The 16,749-nt window shown below is 60.4% G+C and carries 19 protein-coding genes, 2 tRNA genes and 2 pseudogenes; 11 read left to right on the top strand and 12 right to left on the bottom strand.

Annotated elements, in window-relative coordinates; genetic code table 11:
- Positions 1–13: 13 nt before the first annotated feature.
- Positions 14–556: a PadR family transcriptional regulator gene (locus ACVIGA_RS15395; protein WP_456667028.1), complete on the bottom strand. Its 543-nt coding sequence runs from the start codon at positions 554–556 to the stop codon at positions 14–16.
- 84 nt (positions 557–640) lie between these two features.
- Here ACVIGA_RS15395 and ACVIGA_RS15390 point away from each other — a divergent pair, with 84 nt between their 5' ends.
- Together ACVIGA_RS15390 and ACVIGA_RS15385 are read left to right on the top strand one after the other, a co-directional pair.
- Entirely contained in the window at positions 641–1,048 is a 408-nt protein-coding gene (locus tag ACVIGA_RS15390) for a DUF6194 family protein (RefSeq protein WP_456667027.1), read from the top strand.
- Between the two features lie 152 nt (positions 1,049–1,200).
- Positions 1,201–2,016, top strand: coding sequence for a helix-turn-helix domain-containing protein (locus tag ACVIGA_RS15385; protein WP_456667026.1), 816 nt, complete (start codon positions 1,201–1,203; stop codon positions 2,014–2,016).
- A gap of 100 nt (positions 2,017–2,116) precedes the next feature.
- On the opposite strand, the pseudogene ACVIGA_RS15380 reads toward ACVIGA_RS15385, so the two are convergent.
- A pseudogene (locus tag ACVIGA_RS15380) lies at positions 2,117–2,551 on the bottom strand (IS3 family transposase); the annotation flags it as partial.
- On the opposite strand from ACVIGA_RS15380, the pseudogene ACVIGA_RS15375 reads away from it, so the two are divergent.
- The 3 genes and pseudogenes from ACVIGA_RS15375 to ACVIGA_RS15365 form a co-directional block, all read left to right on the top strand.
- Positions 2,519–3,492, top strand: a pseudogene (locus ACVIGA_RS15375) (IS3 family transposase); the annotation flags it as partial. The pseudogenes ACVIGA_RS15380 and ACVIGA_RS15375 overlap by 33 nt on opposite strands.
- Entirely contained in the window at positions 3,443–4,762 is a 1,320-nt protein-coding gene (locus ACVIGA_RS15370; RefSeq protein WP_456667025.1) for a Glu/Leu/Phe/Val family dehydrogenase, read from the top strand. The pseudogene ACVIGA_RS15375 and the gene ACVIGA_RS15370, both read left to right, overlap by 50 nt.
- A gap of 247 nt (positions 4,763–5,009) precedes the next feature.
- A complete protein-coding gene (locus ACVIGA_RS15365; RefSeq protein WP_456667024.1) occupies positions 5,010–5,249 on the top strand; it encodes a hypothetical protein in 240 nt (79 codons plus the stop codon).
- Between the two features lie 1,671 nt (positions 5,250–6,920).
- On the opposite strand, the gene ACVIGA_RS15360 is transcribed toward ACVIGA_RS15365, so the two are convergent.
- The 6 genes from ACVIGA_RS15360 to ACVIGA_RS15335 all read right to left on the bottom strand — a co-directional run bounded on the left by ACVIGA_RS15360 (position 6,921) and on the right by ACVIGA_RS15335 (position 10,930).
- The gene (locus ACVIGA_RS15360) at positions 6,921–7,757 is read right to left on the bottom strand and encodes a hypothetical protein (protein ID WP_456667023.1); all 837 of its coding nucleotides are present in this window, start codon (positions 7,755–7,757) and stop codon (positions 6,921–6,923) included.
- A gap of 55 nt (positions 7,758–7,812) precedes the next feature.
- Entirely contained in the window at positions 7,813–8,325 is a 513-nt protein-coding gene (locus tag ACVIGA_RS15355) for a hypothetical protein (protein WP_456667022.1), read from the bottom strand.
- A complete protein-coding gene (locus ACVIGA_RS15350; protein ID WP_456667021.1) occupies positions 8,270–8,698 on the bottom strand; it encodes a DUF4238 domain-containing protein in 429 nt (142 codons plus the stop codon). Before ACVIGA_RS15350 ends, ACVIGA_RS15355 begins: the two co-directional genes overlap by 56 nt.
- Positions 8,699–8,817: 119 nt before the next feature.
- Positions 8,818–8,894 (bottom strand) — tRNA-Arg (locus tag ACVIGA_RS15345).
- Between the two features lie 361 nt (positions 8,895–9,255).
- Positions 9,256–10,623, bottom strand: coding sequence for a tyrosine-type recombinase/integrase (locus tag ACVIGA_RS15340; RefSeq protein ID WP_456667020.1), 1,368 nt, complete (start codon positions 10,621–10,623; stop codon positions 9,256–9,258).
- A gap of 222 nt (positions 10,624–10,845) precedes the next feature.
- Positions 10,846–10,930, bottom strand: a tRNA-Leu gene (locus tag ACVIGA_RS15335).
- A 158-nt stretch (positions 10,931–11,088) separates the two neighbouring features.
- On the opposite strand from ACVIGA_RS15335, the gene ACVIGA_RS15330 reads away from it, so the two are divergent.
- Positions 11,089–11,661, top strand: coding sequence for a disulfide bond formation protein B (locus ACVIGA_RS15330; protein WP_456667019.1), 573 nt, complete (start codon positions 11,089–11,091; stop codon positions 11,659–11,661).
- Between the two features lie 65 nt (positions 11,662–11,726).
- Here ACVIGA_RS15330 and ACVIGA_RS15325 read toward each other — a convergent pair whose 3' ends face one another.
- Positions 11,727–11,855 carry a hypothetical protein gene (locus ACVIGA_RS15325; RefSeq protein ID WP_263009968.1) on the bottom strand — a complete coding sequence of 43 codons (129 nt, stop codon included), beginning with the start codon at positions 11,853–11,855 and terminating at the stop codon, positions 11,727–11,729.
- A gap of 330 nt (positions 11,856–12,185) precedes the next feature.
- Between ACVIGA_RS15325 and ACVIGA_RS15320 the strand changes: the two genes are divergently transcribed.
- The 4 genes from ACVIGA_RS15320 to ACVIGA_RS15305 all read left to right on the top strand — a co-directional run bounded on the left by ACVIGA_RS15320 (position 12,186) and on the right by ACVIGA_RS15305 (position 13,544).
- Positions 12,186–12,455, top strand: a complete 270-nt coding sequence (locus tag ACVIGA_RS15320) for a hypothetical protein (RefSeq protein ID WP_456670814.1) — start codon at positions 12,186–12,188, stop codon at positions 12,453–12,455.
- Positions 12,448–12,744, top strand: coding sequence for a hypothetical protein (locus ACVIGA_RS15315; protein ID WP_456667018.1), 297 nt, complete (start codon positions 12,448–12,450; stop codon positions 12,742–12,744). Before ACVIGA_RS15320 ends, ACVIGA_RS15315 begins: the two co-directional genes overlap by 8 nt.
- A 37-nt stretch (positions 12,745–12,781) precedes the next feature.
- Positions 12,782–13,066, top strand: coding sequence for a DUF1488 family protein (locus ACVIGA_RS15310; RefSeq protein WP_092123564.1), 285 nt, complete (start codon positions 12,782–12,784; stop codon positions 13,064–13,066).
- Between the two features lie 94 nt (positions 13,067–13,160).
- Entirely contained in the window at positions 13,161–13,544 is a 384-nt protein-coding gene (locus ACVIGA_RS15305; RefSeq protein ID WP_223966733.1) for a hypothetical protein, read from the top strand.
- A gap of 247 nt (positions 13,545–13,791) precedes the next feature.
- Here the strand turns inward: ACVIGA_RS15305 and ACVIGA_RS15300 are convergent, their stop codons facing one another.
- Together ACVIGA_RS15300 and ACVIGA_RS15295 are read right to left on the bottom strand one after the other, a co-directional pair.
- The gene (locus tag ACVIGA_RS15300; RefSeq protein ID WP_456667017.1) at positions 13,792–14,877 is read right to left on the bottom strand and encodes an AbrB family transcriptional regulator; all 1,086 of its coding nucleotides are present in this window, start codon (positions 14,875–14,877) and stop codon (positions 13,792–13,794) included.
- 135 nt (positions 14,878–15,012) lie between these two features.
- Entirely contained in the window at positions 15,013–15,285 is a 273-nt protein-coding gene (locus tag ACVIGA_RS15295) for a PsiF family protein (protein ID WP_223966735.1), read from the bottom strand.
- Positions 15,286–15,501: 216 nt separating this feature from the next.
- On the opposite strand from ACVIGA_RS15295, the gene ACVIGA_RS15290 reads away from it, so the two are divergent.
- Positions 15,502–15,993 (top strand): hypothetical protein, encoded by a 492-nt coding sequence (locus tag ACVIGA_RS15290; RefSeq protein ID WP_456667016.1) that lies wholly within the window; start codon positions 15,502–15,504, stop codon positions 15,991–15,993.
- Between the two features lie 195 nt (positions 15,994–16,188).
- On the opposite strand, the gene ACVIGA_RS15285 is transcribed toward ACVIGA_RS15290, so the two are convergent.
- Positions 16,189–16,746, bottom strand: a complete 558-nt coding sequence (locus ACVIGA_RS15285; RefSeq protein ID WP_375777178.1) for a TetR/AcrR family transcriptional regulator — start codon at positions 16,744–16,746, stop codon at positions 16,189–16,191.
- Positions 16,747–16,749 lie beyond the last annotated feature (3 nt).

Raw genomic sequence — 16,749 nt, 5'->3', positions numbered from 1 at the left:
CATCAGAATCACATTAGTCTGCCCGCTCGCTCGCAATTTTCATTTCAAGTCGCGCCACCGACCGCGCCGTGGCTTCAAGATGGCTAGCCCAAAGGTCCAGAAGATCAGCGGTGCGTGGCACGGCTTGGTCGTTTGGCATGTTCTCCGCTAGCTTCTGGAGAAACTCCTTATTTGCGTTGAGCCGCTCATGTAGAGATGCAAGGAGACTTTGGGCGCGTTGTGGCGGCAGTTGCCCGAGGAATGCAATGCCGGCGCTTAATTCAGGGAGGTCAAAACTTCCCAGCGCTTTCTCTAGTAGGGAGAAGAACTCCGTCGTTCCGTTGGGGGTCAGGGAAAAAACTGTTCGCTCCGTCCCACGCGCTCCCGCCTCGCTCCCAGAGGTCGCCAGCTTCCCTTCTTTATGTAGTTGCCCGAGCGCGTGATAGACCGAGCCTGATCTCACCGTCGTCCATGTTTCGACGCGCCAGTCATCCAACTGGCGACGCACCGCATATCCATGCGCCGTGCCGAGATATCTAATCGTGCCCAGAACGAGCAGACGCGTGACGTTCATCATGCTCCAACCTTAACCTCCCTATAGCCAAGTTTGGTCAAAAGCACTATAAAGCGTTTAGCCAAGTTTGGTTAAAAGGAAGTTTGCATGCCTGTGCTGGAAATCATCAAGTCCGACATCGTTTCCCTTGGTTCGGATATTCACGTCGATACAAGCACCCCCGATTTTTTCTTTTTCAGAGGCGTGGAGAGGCAAATTCCCTTCGCCACCGTTGTCACGCGTGACACCGAATTCGATAATCTTTCTCGGCTCGATAGCGACGGGGCGTTCCGGCTTAATATCGCGCCTGGCCGGGACGCGTTCAGAGCGCTGTTTCCTGACCACGCCTCCCGCGCGGCTTTGGAAACTGCGCATTTCGATTATGCTGCCCGCGACGAACTCCAACCGCATCCTGTCTATGGACGCATGCACTGGGTTTGCGCCGTCAATCCTGAAAATTCCTATTCCGAGTGCCGCGTGCTTCTTCGCAAAGCGTATGAACTCGCCCGCCGGTAGAATCGTCGAGATTCCCAAGCCAATGCGATGCGCAGACGGCATTTGAGGAGTATGCACGACGGGCGTTGGAGAAGGTCGCCCTGCTAGGCATCGCGTATGCCGCTAGGTCTCCTCGGTTTCGGCGCGAATGTCTTATCAGAGATATTTTCTTAATGGTTGAGGCCCGTATGCTTTTTTGCCGACCGAAGGACCAGCGGCTCTCTGCCTTTGTTGACTATATTTGGGTGTCCGATGAGCAAGGGGGCCGGCCCAGCGAGCGCATTTTACCAAATGCGCGTTCCCAGATTCTCGTGAACCTATCTGGAAACAGGATTGAAGAACGAAGTATCAACGGGGCGATCTTCCAAGTATCGGGCGAAATAGTGATGCAAGGGCCGAGAAAACGCCCAGTCCTTATCACACAGTCTGCCCGTGACGCTCTTTGTGGCGTTAGCTTCAAACCCGGTGGTGCTCACTGGTTTTTCGGAAATGCGGTCAGTTCATTTTCAGACAGGTTGGTCGACCCCGATCTTGACTGGGGACGAACTGCAACGGAGCTTCATCACAAGTTATTGGAACTCAAGTCTCCAAAAACTCGCATAATGTTGTTGGAAGCAACCCTCCTTGAAAGAGCCTTCCATCGCCTCGTTGCAGACGGACGCTTGGAGTGGGCATGCAACTCACTCGCCCAGGGAATGCCAGTCTTCCGAGCGGCCGAGGAGCTAGGATTTAACGCGCGAAATATGATCTCGTGGTTCACGCGGAGAACTGGCCTGTCACCAAAGCTTTACTCCCGAATTTGTCGATTTCAGAATCTCATTAGATCAGATGCCGGTGAGGTCAGATGGAGCCATCTTTCTAATTCCCACGGATATTCCGATCAGGCACATATGATCCGTGATTTCAGGGAGTTCACCGGCCTGACCCCTGAGCGGTATCGGAAGGCCAATGTCGAATGGAAAAATCACGTCCCCGAGCCAGACTTGTAAATTTTCTTCTATATCGCTGTTGTCAAATCCTTATCGTCAGCCTTTCAGAGCAACGCGGGATTTGAAGGTATGAGCTGCACCCGGTTCTGTTGACACCGATTTAAGCTAATCCCGCCTTCCGTTCGAACTCCATGGGGCTCAAATATCCGATCGTCGAGTGTCGGCGTTTCGGATTGTAGAAGCGCTCAATATAATCAAAGACGTCAGCCTTGGCATCGTCCCTGGTTCGATACATCTTGCGCGCAGTCCGCTCTGTCTTCAATGACGAGAAGAAGCTCTCCATCGCCGCGTTGTCCCAGACGTTGCCTGACCGGCTCATCGAGCAGACGACGCCGTGATCGGTCATCAATCGCTGGAACTGCTCGCTGGTGTATTGGCTGCCGCGATCGGAATGATGCAGCAGCGCGTCTGGCTTGCCCCGTCGCCAGATCGCCATCACCAGGGCGTCGGTGACGAGCTGGGCCGTCATCGCCGCGTTCATCGACCAGCCCACCACACGGCGGGAGAACAGATCTCCGACGGCCGCAAGCTGAAGGCCCTGGAAGAGGAGAACCGCAAGCTCAAGAAGCTGCTGGCGGAGTCGATGCTAGACGCATCGACACTGAAGGTGATGCTCGGAAAAAACTTCTGACGCCCAGCTTGCGGAGACGCGCTGTGACCTGGGCGATCGATGAGAAGGGCTACTCGCAGCGGCGGGCCTGCGGGCTGGTTGGCCTGCAACCGAAGACCTATCGCTATGCCCCGACGAGACCGGACGATGGTCCGTTGCGAGCCCGGCTGAAGGAATTGGCGTCGCAACGTCGCCGCTTCGGCTACCGTCGCCTGGGGCTGCTATTGGCTCGGCAAGGGGTCCGGATCAATCGGAAGAAGCTGTACCGGCTCTACAAGGAGGAGCGGCTGAGCGTGCGCAAGCGTGGTGGCCGCAAACGGGCACTGGGCACCCGGGCGCCGATGACGATCCCGCAGGATCAGAACCTGCGCTGGTCGCTCGACTTCGTGATGGACACGCTGGTCAGTGGCCGGCGCTTCCGTGTCCTGACCCTGGTCGACGACTTCACCCGGGAATGCCCGGGTCTGGTCGTCGACACCTCGCTCACCGCCCTGCGTGTGGTGCGTGAGCTTGGCCACATCATTGAAAGCCGGGGCTGCCCACGCATGATCGTGAGCGACAACGGCACCGAGTTCACTTCAAATGCGATCCTGGCCTGGCAGGAAGAACTCGGGATCGAGTGGCACTACATTGCGCCCGGCAAGCCGATGCAGAACGGCTTTGTCGAAAGCTTCAACGGCCGCCTGCGCGACGAGTGCCTGAGCGAGCACCTGTTTGCCAATCTCAACGAGGCTCGCCGGATCATCGAAGAGTGGAGGATCGACTACAAAACCAACCGACCGCACACGAGCCTCAACGGGCTCACACCGACCGAGTTTGCAACCCGCCCCAACAGGGGCCAAACCCAGAACAGACTCTCCTTATAAACGAGGGCAAATCGGGGAGCAGGTCAGGAGGGCCGTCCATTCCAATCATCTGCAAACCGCCAAGGGCGGCATCCGCTATTCAATCGACGCGAACCAGGAGGAAGTCGAAGCGCTTGCTGCCTTGATGACCTTCAAATGTGCCTTGATGCGGCTGCCTTACGGGGGCTCGAAGGGCGCCCTGAAGATCGACCCCCACCAGTGGAGCGAAGCCGAACAGGAGAAGATTACGCGTCGCTTCGCTCAAGAACTCATCGCTCATAAATTCCTGTCCCCAGTGATCAACGTGCCTGCGCCCGATGTTGGCACCAACGAGCGCCACATGATGTGGATCGCTGACGAGTACAGACAGCGTCATAAGGACGATTTGAATGCAACCGCGTGCGTGACTGGCAAGCCTGTTGCAGGCAATGGCATTGAGGGGCGCACCGAGGCTACTGGACGGGGTCTGCAGTTTGCGGTCCGCGAGTTCTTCCGTCACGCCAGCGATCGGGTGAGGGCCGGGTTTCGTGAAGATCGACTTTCTGGCCTTTCGGTGGTCGTCCAAGGTTTGGGCAACGTCGGCTATCACGCGTCGAAGTTTCTCTCCGAGGAAGACGGGATGCGCGTCGTGACTGTCGTCGAGCGCAGCGGGACCGTACGCAATCCTACCGGAATTCCCATCGAGCATCTCAAGAAGCACCTTCTCGGCGGCGGCGACGTCTCAGGGTTTGATGGCGGCGAGGTGTTCCAGGCAGATCCGTCGGCGCTCGAAGACGACTGCGATATCCTTATTCCCGCCGCCGTCGAGAGTGTAATACACGAAGGCAATGCTGGACGGATAAGGGCGCGGCTGATCGTGGAGGCGGCGAACGGTCCGATAACAATGGCGGCTGACGACATCCTGAGGAAGGCTGGCAAGGTTGTGCTGCCCGACCTTTTCGTCAACGCCGGGGGCGTTGTGGTGTCATATTTTGAATGGGTCAAAAACCTCAATCATATGCCGTTCGGCTTGATGGAGCGTCGTTTGGATGAAGAGAGCAAGCGTCGCTTCGCGAGCACGTTGGAAGCGATGACTGGTCAGGTGCTACCGATTGACTACCGCAGTCTGCTTGAAGGTCGACGTGAGATTGATCTGGTCAGGTCTGGGTTGGACGATTTCATGAGAACTGCCTACGGCAGAATGTCGGATTTGTGGAACGATCCGGTATCCGACATCCCCGACCTAAGGACGGCTGCATATGTCCTGGCGATTAGGGACGTCGCGCAAACCTACCGTATTCTGGGCCTTTGAAGAGCCGACACGCTCAACCAGCTAGCAGGCACCGCCGCGAGCAGTCACAGGTGAGAAAGCCATTGGGTTGCGTTCGCCGCAAGCTCGACGCTTTGCGTCGCAAAATGGCGAAAGCGTCGGAAATGTTCTCAAAATCAGTAAGGCCTCGACAGATCCTATCCAAGTGCGGCAAAAGGCTGGCGTCCTATTCCCGCATATGGACCGTAAGAGCAGCCGACAATCCGGATTTGGCGGCCTGCAGGTGGCTATGATCGGCGTCTCGATAAACCTTGGCGTCAGCAATCGGCCGGCCTCCGCCGTGGTGCCGAAAGGGGCGCTCGTTATTCCCACCGTTATCGAGGCGCCCAAGATCGTTGGCGCGCTGGTCGAAGAGCCCGGGTCGCCGACCCAGGCGACTGCACTTCGCGTCGCGCGGGCGATTGATCTCACCGCCTTTCGTGGGCACCGAACTCGCTCCCGGACGCTGGCGATCGGTAACGCGGGATGAAGTCGATCGTTTCGTCGCGCTGACGGGTAATCGGAACTGGGGTCCTACCGATGCGGAACTCACTCAGCGCGAACTGGACGAAGGTACGACGACCGTGCCCGGCCAATTGCTCCTAGCGCTCGTCAGCTCTTTTGCAGGAGGCGTGTGTGGTCACCGGTGCCGCACAAAGTCGTGCGGCGGCTCTACGCCTAGTTCGGTTTCGCCATCAGGTCTGTCCCCGCCGCTGTGTTCCGGTTACGGGCGCCATTGACCGTTATCAGTGAGGGAGGATCTCACCCGGAAAATTGTCGATTGGTCCGGAAGCTGGCAGGCGGCTCGGCTGGGTAACTAGCTGGGTTGGAACCCTGCGACGAAGGCGGCCTTGACTGCTGAACGATCCGATTGGCCGTAACAAAGTGAAGTCCGAGCAGGCCTCGAAAGTTCTAATGCGGATGCCGACCCTCCGGTCATTTGGGGAAAGCCGCACGTGCTGGGAAGCAATCGACGCGCGCCCCCACGCGATCCGCCGGGGTAGTGGCACGGGACGTCGGAAGGGTGGTTCGCAGTTACAGGGGAGACCCGTCGAGGAAGAGGGCAGAGGCCTCAACATCGCATTAGCGGTGGTCACGGCGGGAGTCGGACGGGGCAATAGGAGCGTTGATGCCGGGTAATGCTGGCAGAGCAAAGGGCCTCGACTTCTGGCGTGCTTTTGAAGATGGCGAAGTCGTGGCGATTGGCGATGAGCCTGCAAACACCAACAAGGACAGGAGCCGCCGGAGATTGCTGTGTCGAGCGGCGAAGGGGAGTTGCTCACCGTGCCAAAGCCGCGTGCGGTTAGTTTGTCTCCGTACGCCTCGCGGTGAAGCCAGTTGGAAGGCCGGGTGCCGAAAATCGGCGCCCGGTTTGATGAGCGGCATGGGAAACGGGGCGTGGCCATTGGCCCCAAGCTACCGCGCCCATCCTCGACTCTACCTCGTGAAGCAGCGGCCGCGGTTCGTGCAGGTGGACGCGTCGTGCGATCTCGAACTGGGCTCTGGACAACGGGATCTAACCTCACAGCACACCGAAGTCTTTTTCGACTGGGGAGGCAGGCGCCATCCCGCCCAACGTGAAACGACCTGAACAAAGCGTGACAGAAACGCCTGTCGCCATCACTAAAATCAATAACTAAGAAGACGGTCACTGCGTTCGAGGCGCAGTGGGCGCGCTCGATCAGATCGCAACTTGAACCGAATGTCGGTATCGGTAGTTGCGCCTCCGCGATTTGACCGATCGAGCCTCTAGGATCCGGTGGGCTGCCGACGCTTTGACTCATTCTCGGGCCGTAGCTTAAACCGTGGGTTTTGATCTAGTAAGTTCGAAAATGCTTTGTCTTTCAACGTGCATTGACTGACACTCTCTCCGTCGCACTGCTTCGCTATCGTATCCGCCAGCTGGAAGTGATCGCAAAGCATTCAATATCGTGCGCAATACCTGTTGCGGCTAGTTTCGCAATGTCACCTATAGTCACCGCGCAAACAGTAGCTTCGCAACGTGGGTTCGGAGGACGGCTCTCGCGTTGAAAAACATGACGCACAAGCTCAAGCCGCTCGACGTCGGGCGTGAACAACCGCCGGTTAGATCGCAACCTGGACTGAATCCGATTTGCATTTTCAGGTTCCAAACCATCAATAATTGTGAGTCGACCACAATTTAGGTGGATGGCCACTTGCGCGCTATCTCGGCTAATAGATTTTTATAGACGCTCTTCGGGCCATGACATGTTATGGTGCGTTTGCCTTCAACAAGCGCGGATTGATGAAAGGCCACTCCAAACATTCTTCGTTCTATTACGGTCGGCTGACCGTCCGTGCCTTGGGTGATGTAGACACGCCATAGCGCACCTCCGCTCCAGCCTCCGTAATCAGTCGGCGCATTCTGGTTTTCGTTACGATCCGTCTCGAAACTAACGAGGTCGTAGCCGTCGTGATCATGAACTCCAGCCACACAGCCGACACCAAACAAGCCACGAAATCCTAGGAGGTGCCGAAATCCAGCTTCCGCCCCGCCACGATTGATTGTCCATTCAGCAATAATTCCAGAAATGCCTTCAAAATATTCCGTAGATGGATGCCTATTCTCCAAGACAGAGTCCTGCCGCCTGCTTAGGTTAAAGAAGATGTTCGTCGTCGCGTTGAGTGTTGCCACTTGCGTTGAGGCGAGTCGCAAAAACCCAATATCGGGCCCGTCAGCTGCTTCCCCTGACCCACGTATAGTTAGCCTCTCCGTCAGGGACATATCGATTGTCTGTGCCTGAATCTTCGGTTCCCTTATGAACCGAATTAGGCCAACTTCCCCGCTGTCCGGGAGCTCCTCCAACACGTGGGCGGCCGTCAATATTCCGTGAATCGATCCTACAGACACCAATGCGCCTGAGCGCGCTGGGTGCGCATGTTCTCGGCCCGCAACGGTGCTCAGCTTTGCAAAACCGATCGAGAAATCGGCAAGCTGCGATCCAACGCCGGGTATCAACGACGTAATATCTGTCATGAGATTGCCCGAACTCTCCGCCGCTCATCCGCTTCGCTTTCGTGCCCCGGTCCGTTCAAAGGCGTTCCAGGATGTCCTTGTCAGGTCCAACTACGATATCAAGGAGACTATCAAACTGAAATCGATTACTCTCCTCCACTTCAGCGGGGGTCGCAGCACGCCGACCAAAAATCGCTGATGGCCCGGCGGCTGGCTGAGCGCTCAACATCAACCGATGCGAGAGTGGTAGGAGAAAGCCTGTCGCAATTTCGAAGTCTGGCATCGGTGTGTCACTCAGAACGAGGCTTTCCGCCGGCGCGTCGAGCAACGTGAAATCCATCGTCCGCAATATTGTAGCGATCGGTCCAGCGCCTTGCAGCACTGCCTGCTCAGCGAAGACCGGATTCTGAGGGCTAATTTCGTTCAGAGCGCGCGCAGTCACCTCGAGAGCTCCGTCGGGCCGAGATCGGAGACTCGAGCAATCTGCTTCCGACAGATCAACCCCAAATCGGGTTCTGATATCCTGAATAAATTCACGATCGTCTTTGTACTTCACGATACTTGCAAAGGCTGCCGCCAATTCTTTCATGCGTTGATGGCCGCGCCTCATCACCCATGGGAGACGACATCCCGATACCGCAATCACTTCGCTTAATTTCTCTTTCAGCAGAGGCTGACAACGTTGACGAGACGTCGTCAACCGCAACCATCACGGTCGCTGCTTCGCCCTCGAACACTGACAGAGCATCCTCCAACTTGTCGGCCGGACGCCACCAACCGTCGAACAGGGTATACGTCCAGTCGCCAGTCATGACATCGCCGGCTGCGACCTGGAATGCTCGGGCCTCGCCGCGCTTTCGACCTAAAATGCGTCCGTTGGATCCGGCAAATCGCTTTATCCAGAACCGCGGAACGAAATGCTGATTGTCCTTGGAAAACTTGGGTGCCGGACCTGAGCTCATTTGGCCTCACCGAGGAATGCTCGCAGACCCACTCTGCGGTAACGTCAAATATTGCGCGACATTGCGCTCCCGAACCTGGGAAGCGACCGCCGTCTGAGAATGTTGTAAATATCGCAGCATGGCGCACCCGACACGATTCGAACGTGTGGCCTTCGCCTTCGGAGGGCGACGCTCTATCCAGCTGAGCTACGGGTGCCTACTGCTTGCGCAGTGCTTACGCGAAATTCTTGCGAGAGTGAAGCGACGAACGTCAGTCTCGCAAGTCCTTGTATTCCAATCCTCTTTCCGCTCCCGCTTTTGCAAGAACTGGCTTGACACGTGCCTTCGGAGGGCAACGGTTCTGCGCCGGCAGGACTTCCTGCGATCGATGATCTTGGCCCGAAAGCATGTTTAGGCCGCTACACGAAAGAGGCCGCTCTTCAACGCCAGAGCCCCCACTGCCAGGTTCGAGAGAAGCTGAGGACTCTTTCGCAATTTGAGATGGTTGCAGGTCCCCGCAACCACCGATACTTGCGATGTCGGCGCAGGCGATCCGGAAGGGGCGCCTCTTAGGTGACTCAAGCAGCGCCGCCCTTGATCGGCATCACCTTCTTTGGATCGTGCCAGTGGTCGATCCGATCGGCCCAATGCTGCATCAGCTTCGTGCGTGAGCCTATCAATGCGAGCGGTCCGTGCTTCTTGTACAGACCTTCCACCGTAGAGTTATCGAGATGCGCAAGCTGCAGCTCGACGACATCGCCATCCCACGCCTTGGCGTCCTTGATCTCTTCGTGGTGAGACAGCGTCGAGAAGGTGGTCCGGAATCCGTGGGCACAATGATCGGTCTTGGTGTCAATGCCCAGCAGCCGTAAGCGCTTGTTGAGAGTGTTGTTTGATAGCGGCGCGTCCTTCGAGCAGGAAAACGCGTACCTGCGATGGCCAGTCAGCTTTTGAACGCTGCGCAGGATCGCGAGTGCTTGCCGTGACAGAGGCACAACATGATCCCAGCCCGTCTTCATTTTGGTGGCTGGAACGGTCCAGCGTTTGGCATCCCAATCGACCTCGCTCCACTCCATTTCATTGACCATGCCGGGGCGGGGAATGGTCAGCGCATCGAAGCGCAAGGCAAGGCCGACAACGTCACCAAACCTCGCTCTCGTCCACGGCGCGCTGATGAGCTTGAAAACGCGCGTCACGTCGCGTGGTTCGGTGACGCCGGGACGTGCCGTCGAAATGTTGGCGATCATCTGCCCACGCAGGTTGCGGAATGGATTATAGCCGTCGCCTTCGACATCGGCATAGTCGCAGATTTGCTCACAGATGCTGCGCACGCGGTCGCGCGTTTCCAGCCTTCCCTCGGCTTCATATGACCGCATGAACGCGAGCACGTCCGGACGCTTGATGTCCTGCCTGCACAGCTTGCCGAAGCGAGCCTTGACGTAGCCGACGCGCAGTTCAAGCACCTCGATGGTCTTGGGGTCGCGCACCGCGACGATCCTGCCGCGCTTGACCTTTTCGACCTTCTTCTTTGCGAGCCACTCGTCGGCCCATTGCCTGAAAGGCCGGGCGGCGGCCTGCCTGTGCTTGTCGAGCTGCTTCTCGATGCTTGGGTCTTTGCTGTCCTTGAGCAGATCTTTGGCTTTGTCGCGCTCGCGCCGCGCGTCTGCGAGCGAGAACGTCCCATCCTTGCCGTTGCCGTAGGGGCCGATGGAGTAGGTTTTCTGGCGGCCATGGAAGCGGTAGTCCATCCGCCAGAGCTTGGAGGCCGCGTTGCCAGGCCTGCTCACGTCCGGCGTGACGAAGAGATAGAGCCAGCCGCCGGTTACGTCGGAAATCTTGGCGGGACTCCACGCGCCCTTGACGAAGTTCGGTCGGGCGGCGCGGCAGTCGACGTCGGTCCTGATCTGCTTGGGATTGGCGCATGCGCCGCCGTTCTTGCCGGCCATCTGCTCAATTCCTTTATTCGGAAAAGCGAAAGTCGTTGTGAACGTTTGTTCTCCCGATACCAGCAGGATACCAGCAAAAATACCAGCAAATCGGGCGGCTGGGATCGGAGGAGAACAAACAGTGACGAACACAAATGTACGCGGAAGTGCCTATTTTTCAAGGGTTTCCGAGCACTGCGCGAACGGTTGCGGACGCTTTAGAACGGGCTTGAACAGCCTAGTTGGTGCCCCTGGCCGGAATCGAACCAGCACTCCTTGCGGAACTCGATTTTGAGTCGAGCGCGTCTACCAGTTCCGCCACAGGGGCATTCGCGGTGGACCAGGCCGAGACGGGCCGGGGTCGCGAAGCGCGGCGGACTATAGCGGGCGGCCCGTCACGGTCAACCCGCGCGGATGTGATTGTCCCGCGCCTCGACAGCGGTATTTTGGCGCGATACGACCCGGGCTGAGCATGGAGCAGGGGCCATGACCCTGCCGGACGGTGCTCGCAGGAGGACTGCCGTGACGCTCGCCACCGCCCATCCGTCGGATGCTTCCGCCACCGGCAATCCGGCGCTGACCTCGGCCCTGGCGATTGCCGTGATCGCGGCGGTGACGCTGGCCGGCGCCTGGTTCTTCCAGCTCGTGCTGGAGATCATGCCCTGTCCGCTCTGCCTCGAGCAGCGCTATGCCTATTATCTCGCGGTCCCGCTCGGCGCCGTGGTGGCGCTTGCGGCCGCCCGTGGCGCGGCGCGCCCGGTGCTGCTCGCGGGCCTTGCGATCCTCGGCCTCGCCGCGCTCGCCAATGCCGGGCTCGGCGCCTATCACGCCGGGGTCGAATGGGGGTTCTGGCAGGGGCCGACCGACTGCACCGGCCCGATAGTGGATTTCGGCAAGGCCGGCTCGCTGCTGGATCAGCTCGACAAGGTCAAGGTGGTCCGCTGCGACGAGGTGCAGTGGCGCTTCCTCGGCATCTCGCTTGCCGGCTACAACGTGCTGATCTCGCTGCTGATGGCCGCGATCGCCGGCTGGGGCGTGGCGAAGGCTGCCAAGGCTTGAGTTGGAGACTCGACTTGGAGGGCCTGATTTACAGGCCCTGACTCAATCGATCTGTTTCTTCCGGTCTATTTCTTCTTGCCCGGCGTGAAGGTCGGCTGTCCGCCCTTCTGGCTGGGAGCCGCGGCGATCACCTTGATCTTCTCCTTCTTCGGCTTCTTGGTTTCCCGGTTGCCGTGTCGCTCGCCTTTGGACATGTCGGTCTCCCTCTGTCTCTCGAGATCATCGGCTCGGTCAGAACCTGGCTGCGGAGCAGCCCCGAACGCCGGTGTGGATTCACTTGCCTGAAGTGATGGTGGTCGACCGTAGGCCGATCGGCTTCGAATAGCGAGCGCCAAAGCGGTCTGCGGCGCGCTGCGGCAACAACGCGCAGGATGCTATGAGGAGCGGCCCTTCGCCGCTCGTTCGGCGAGAAAGCCAGGAACGCCAGGAAAACCAACGAGAAAGCATTGGCTATTGCCGCCGAAGCGGCGCATGCTGGCCGCGGGGCCGCACCGCGCGCAAGGCGTTTCGCAAAAGGCTGGCCCATGACCATGCGCTCCCGACGTGAAGTCGTCACCTTCCAGCATCCATTCCGGATCAGAGGCATCGATCGTGAACTGCCCGCAGGCGCCTATGACGTCATTACCGATGAAGAGGCGATCGAAGGGCTCTCATTCGCGGTGTTCCGCCGTGTCGCCACGATGATCATCGTCCCGGCTCAAGGCTCGCGCGGATTGACGACGGAGATGGTGTCGATCGGCTCGGTCGATCTGGCGGACGCCCAGCGTATCGACGCGAGCGCCTCCAATGTCTGACGAACCGCTCGACCTCGATCGCCACCGCGGTATGGCGGCGCAGAAAGCCACCGACATTCGCCGTGCGCTGGCGGAAATCGAGACCCATGCGAGGGATCTGCGCGAACGCCAGGTCACGCTCGAGACCGGACTGCTGGCGGTACCTGCGACGTCGTGGCCGGAGGTGGCTGCCAAGGCGCGCTACGTTTTGAATCTGTACGCCGCGAGCCTGCCGCCGGAGGATACGAGGCATCGCGATCTGGTCACGGCAATTCTCGAGGATTTTGTCCGGCTCACCGAGCCGCGATGAACCAGAACCACTTCGCGGCTTTGAAGGAGCTGATCACATGACGCTTACCCAGGGTCGCTTCATCAGCTACGAATACGACCGGATGGTCGTGCTGTTTTCGATGCATGACGACGAGAAGGAGATCCACTGCGCGATCTCGACCTCCGCGATGGATGAATTGGAAGGCGGGGCGCTCGGGCGCGCGGGCCATCGCGAGACTCAGTTCATGCGGCTGCGCGAGCGCATCGAGGCCTGCGCCGATGGCAAGTACCAGGCGAAGGAGTTCGAAGGGGCGCCGCCCCGGATCATCCTGCGCAGCATCGATTTTCGGAAGCCGAGATAGCGGCTGCCCTGTGCGAAGGCCCTGATGCGCGTGTCAGGTGTTTCAAGGTGGAGGCTATCCCGCCGTCACCGCCCCATGCGCGACAGACGAGCCCATGCTGATCATCGTGCACCGCGTCCCCGTCGAGTTGTTGCTGTTGGCCAATGAGACGTTGTTGCGCCTCAGGAGCCGACGCAATCTCGTCGCCACGTTGATGAGCGAGCAGCGCCCGCGATACACCATCTCCGAGATACATGGTGCGAGCCGCCGGCTGACCGCGCTATGGCGCGCGGTCGCCAGGGAGCGGCTCGAGGAATGGAGCGAAGCACAGCCCGATTCGGTCTATGCCCGGATCACCGGGCACTTGTGGCGTGCCGCAGCCGTTGCGAAACTGCAAATCGACCGGGACGAGGAGCTGTGGTTCGATCCCGATGAACTGGTGGCGTTGGCGCGATCGTTCCGCGATCAGCCGGACCAGTCGACGGCCGAGGCAGGTTAGGTAGAGCTAACGGGTCCGCGAAAAGCGCGGCTCGATGACAGGCTCCGCGAAACCCACCACGCTTCCCACCCGTCCGCCTCTCAATCCGTCATGCTGAGGAGGCCGCGCTTGCGGCCGTCTCGAAGCATGCACGGCCACCAGCCGGGCCGTTCATCCTTCGAGGCTCGCTCCGCTCTCACCTCCAGCGACAAAGGCGAATCCTTTGCGCGGGGATGACGGAATTAACAGGTGAGCCTTGGACTTTGGACTAATCGTCGACGTCGTCCTGCGGCCGTCCGAACAGATGGATGATGCCCGGCGTCGAGATGGTGACGAACAGGAAGCGCGACAGATGATGCGCGCCGACGAAGATCGGGTCGATGTGCAGCGTCAGCGCCAGCGCCAGCATCGCGTCCATCGCGCCGGGCGCGAAGGCGACCACGACGTCGGCGAGCCGCACATGGGTGGTGAAGGCGATCACCGCGACGAACACGGCCGAGATTGCGATCGCGATCGCAAACGAGCCGAGCCCGGCATTGACGTGGCTCAGCAGGGTCGAGGTCTTCATTCGAGCAAAGCGGGTGCCGATCAGCGCGCCGATGCCGACCAGCGCGACGTTGCGCAGCCAGGGTGGCAGGCCGCCATCGACCAGCCCTGAGCCATGCAGCAGGCTGGAGGCGAGCATCGCGCCGAACATCCAGCTGGCGGGGAATTTGATCCAGCGCAGCAGCAGCGAGACGCCGATCGACCCGGCGGCCAGGGCGAGGAGGCCGAACGGCGAGGCGACCGTCGTCGGCAATGGCGGCGGCGCCGCATGCGTCACGCCGGTCAGCGCCAGCACCAGCGGCAGGGCCGCGGTCAGGATGATGACGCGCATGGTCTGCACCACGGCGATCGCCGCGACGTCGGCGCCCTTCTCCGCGGCAAGGATCGTGATCTGGGAGAGCGCGCCGGGGCTGCCGGCGAGGAAGGCCGAGGTCTGGTCCCAGCCATGGATGCGTTGCAGATAGACGCTTGAGCCGAAGGTCGAGCAGAACGTCGCCAGCGCCAGCAGGGCGATGGTGAGCGGATAGGAGCTCATGTGCTGCAGCAGTTGCTGCGACATCAGCGAGCCCAGCGAGATGCCGAGCAGCAGCAGCACCGATTGCGTCAGCACCGGCGGCACCGCGAGCGGCCGTCCGGCCAATGCGGCGATCCCAACCGCGCACATCGCACCCGAGATCAGGCCGCCCGGCAATCCCGCCCATAAAAACAGCAGGCCGCCGCCGGCGCCGATGACGAGAGTCTCGAGTCCGTTCAGAACTATGCTGCGGTCGGGAATGGCGGTCGCCATCGAAGCGCGGATCAGGGTCACGCCGCCTTATGGCAAATTCGCAACCACGGGACAATTGCATCTCGCGATTGCAGCATTGCGCCCCGGCTTGCCCGGCGCACAGATTTTCACCCTCCCCGGCGGGGAGGGTGAAGGACGTCAAAATACGTCTACGCGTTACTTCGCGGCCGGCGCAGCGGCAGCACCGCCCGCCTTCTTGCACTCGGAACGGAATTTCTTGCGCTCCTTGCCGTGCAGGCCCTTGGCATCGGCTTGCTTCGAGCACTCCAGTGACTCGGCGGTGCGCGGCTTGGCTTCCTTGGCCATCTTGCCGTCGGCCTTCGGAGCGGCGTCCTTGGCGGCGGGCGCGGCGGTTTGCGCGAAGGCGCCGCCCATCAGCAGCAGGGAGGCAAGGGCGGTTGCGGTCGCGAGCTTGGAAATCGTCATCATGGGGCACCTCGTGAGGGAAGGAGCCGAAACGTTGCGCGGCCATGATGAACCGTGGATGAATATGCGGTGGTCCAGCCGCCACAATATTTTAACGGCCAAGGGCGTCCGCACGTTGTCGCAAGTCGGGGTTGCGCTAGGATAATGGTCTTACGCCTATGCCCCCAAGGGTAGCCGAGGGAAACCTCACGGGAAACCAGGGATGACGGGAGACCAGGGATGACCATTCAGACCAGATTGTTGTGTGTGATTGCGGTATCGGGCTTTGCAGCCTTTGTGGCGAGCGCGCCGGCGCAGGCCCTGACCGCGCAGGAATGCAGCGCCAAGTATCAGGCGGCCAAGTCGGGCGGCACCCTCAACGGCCAGAAGTGGAACGATTTCCGCAAGGCGCAATGCGGCGCCGACGCGACCCCGGCTGCGGCGCCCGCCGCTCCGCCGCCCGCTGCTGCCGCGCCTGCTCCGGCCGCGCCGAAGGAAGCCAAGCGGGAAGCCGCTCCCGCCGCGGCACCCGCCGCACCAGCAGGGCCCGCCGTGTTTCCGAACGCGATCGATCCCAAATACGCCAAGGAATCCGAAGGCAAGGGGCGCATGCACACCTGCGTGGACCAGTACAATGCCAACAAGACCACCGGCGGCAATGGCGGCCTGAAGTGGATCCAGAAGGGCGGCGGCTATTACAGCGAATGCAACAAGAAGCTGAAGGGCGCCTGAGCCCAGCCACATCTGTCATCGCCCGCGCAGGCGGGCGATCCAGTACGCCGCGGCGTCTCGGTTCGAGCACAGGCGTCTCTGGAATACTGGATCACCCGCATGCGCGGGTGATGATACCGATGGTGAGGCGAGACTCTCGATGTGAGATCGACGGGCGGCCGGTGCAAGCCGGCCGCTTTTCTTTCGGCAGAAGCGTTATTGGCCTTCCGCAAGCAGCTTGTCCGCCGATTGCGCCAGCAATTGCGCGCGCTTGCGCGGGCCGCGTTCGAGAAACAACAGGCTCTGGCCGAAGATGAAGCAGTAGAACAGGAAGGCCTGCGCATCGGCTTCGTCGGCCGAGAGCCCGGTGGCGCGATAGAGCTGGCCGACCTGCTTCAGCCGCGCGGCATCGACGCTCGCGGCGGCGGCCGCCGCGGCGTCATCGGTGCGCGCCCATTGCCGGATCGCGAGCTCCACCGCCATCGCCTCGGTGTTCATGCGCTCCGAATAGAGCGTGATGATCGCCTTCAGCCGCTCGCGCGCGCTGGCGCCGTCGAGCGCGGTCTGCTTCTCGATCGCGGCGATGCGGCCGTCGCGCCAGCGCGTCAGCATCGCCTCCAGCAGCGCGGCGCGATCCCTGAAGCGGCGGTAGAAGCCGCCCTTGGTGACGCCCAGATTCTTCGCCAGCACCTCGACCCGCACGCCATCGACGCCGCTATGCGCGAGTTCGGCAAAGCCGGCCGCGACCCAGACATCGCCCTTGCTTTCAGTCATGTG

Source organism: Bradyrhizobium sp. USDA 3240 (genome assembly GCF_054063295.1).
The sequence above is the reverse complement of the archived record's forward strand: the minus strand, read 5'-3'. Positions and strand labels throughout refer to the sequence as shown.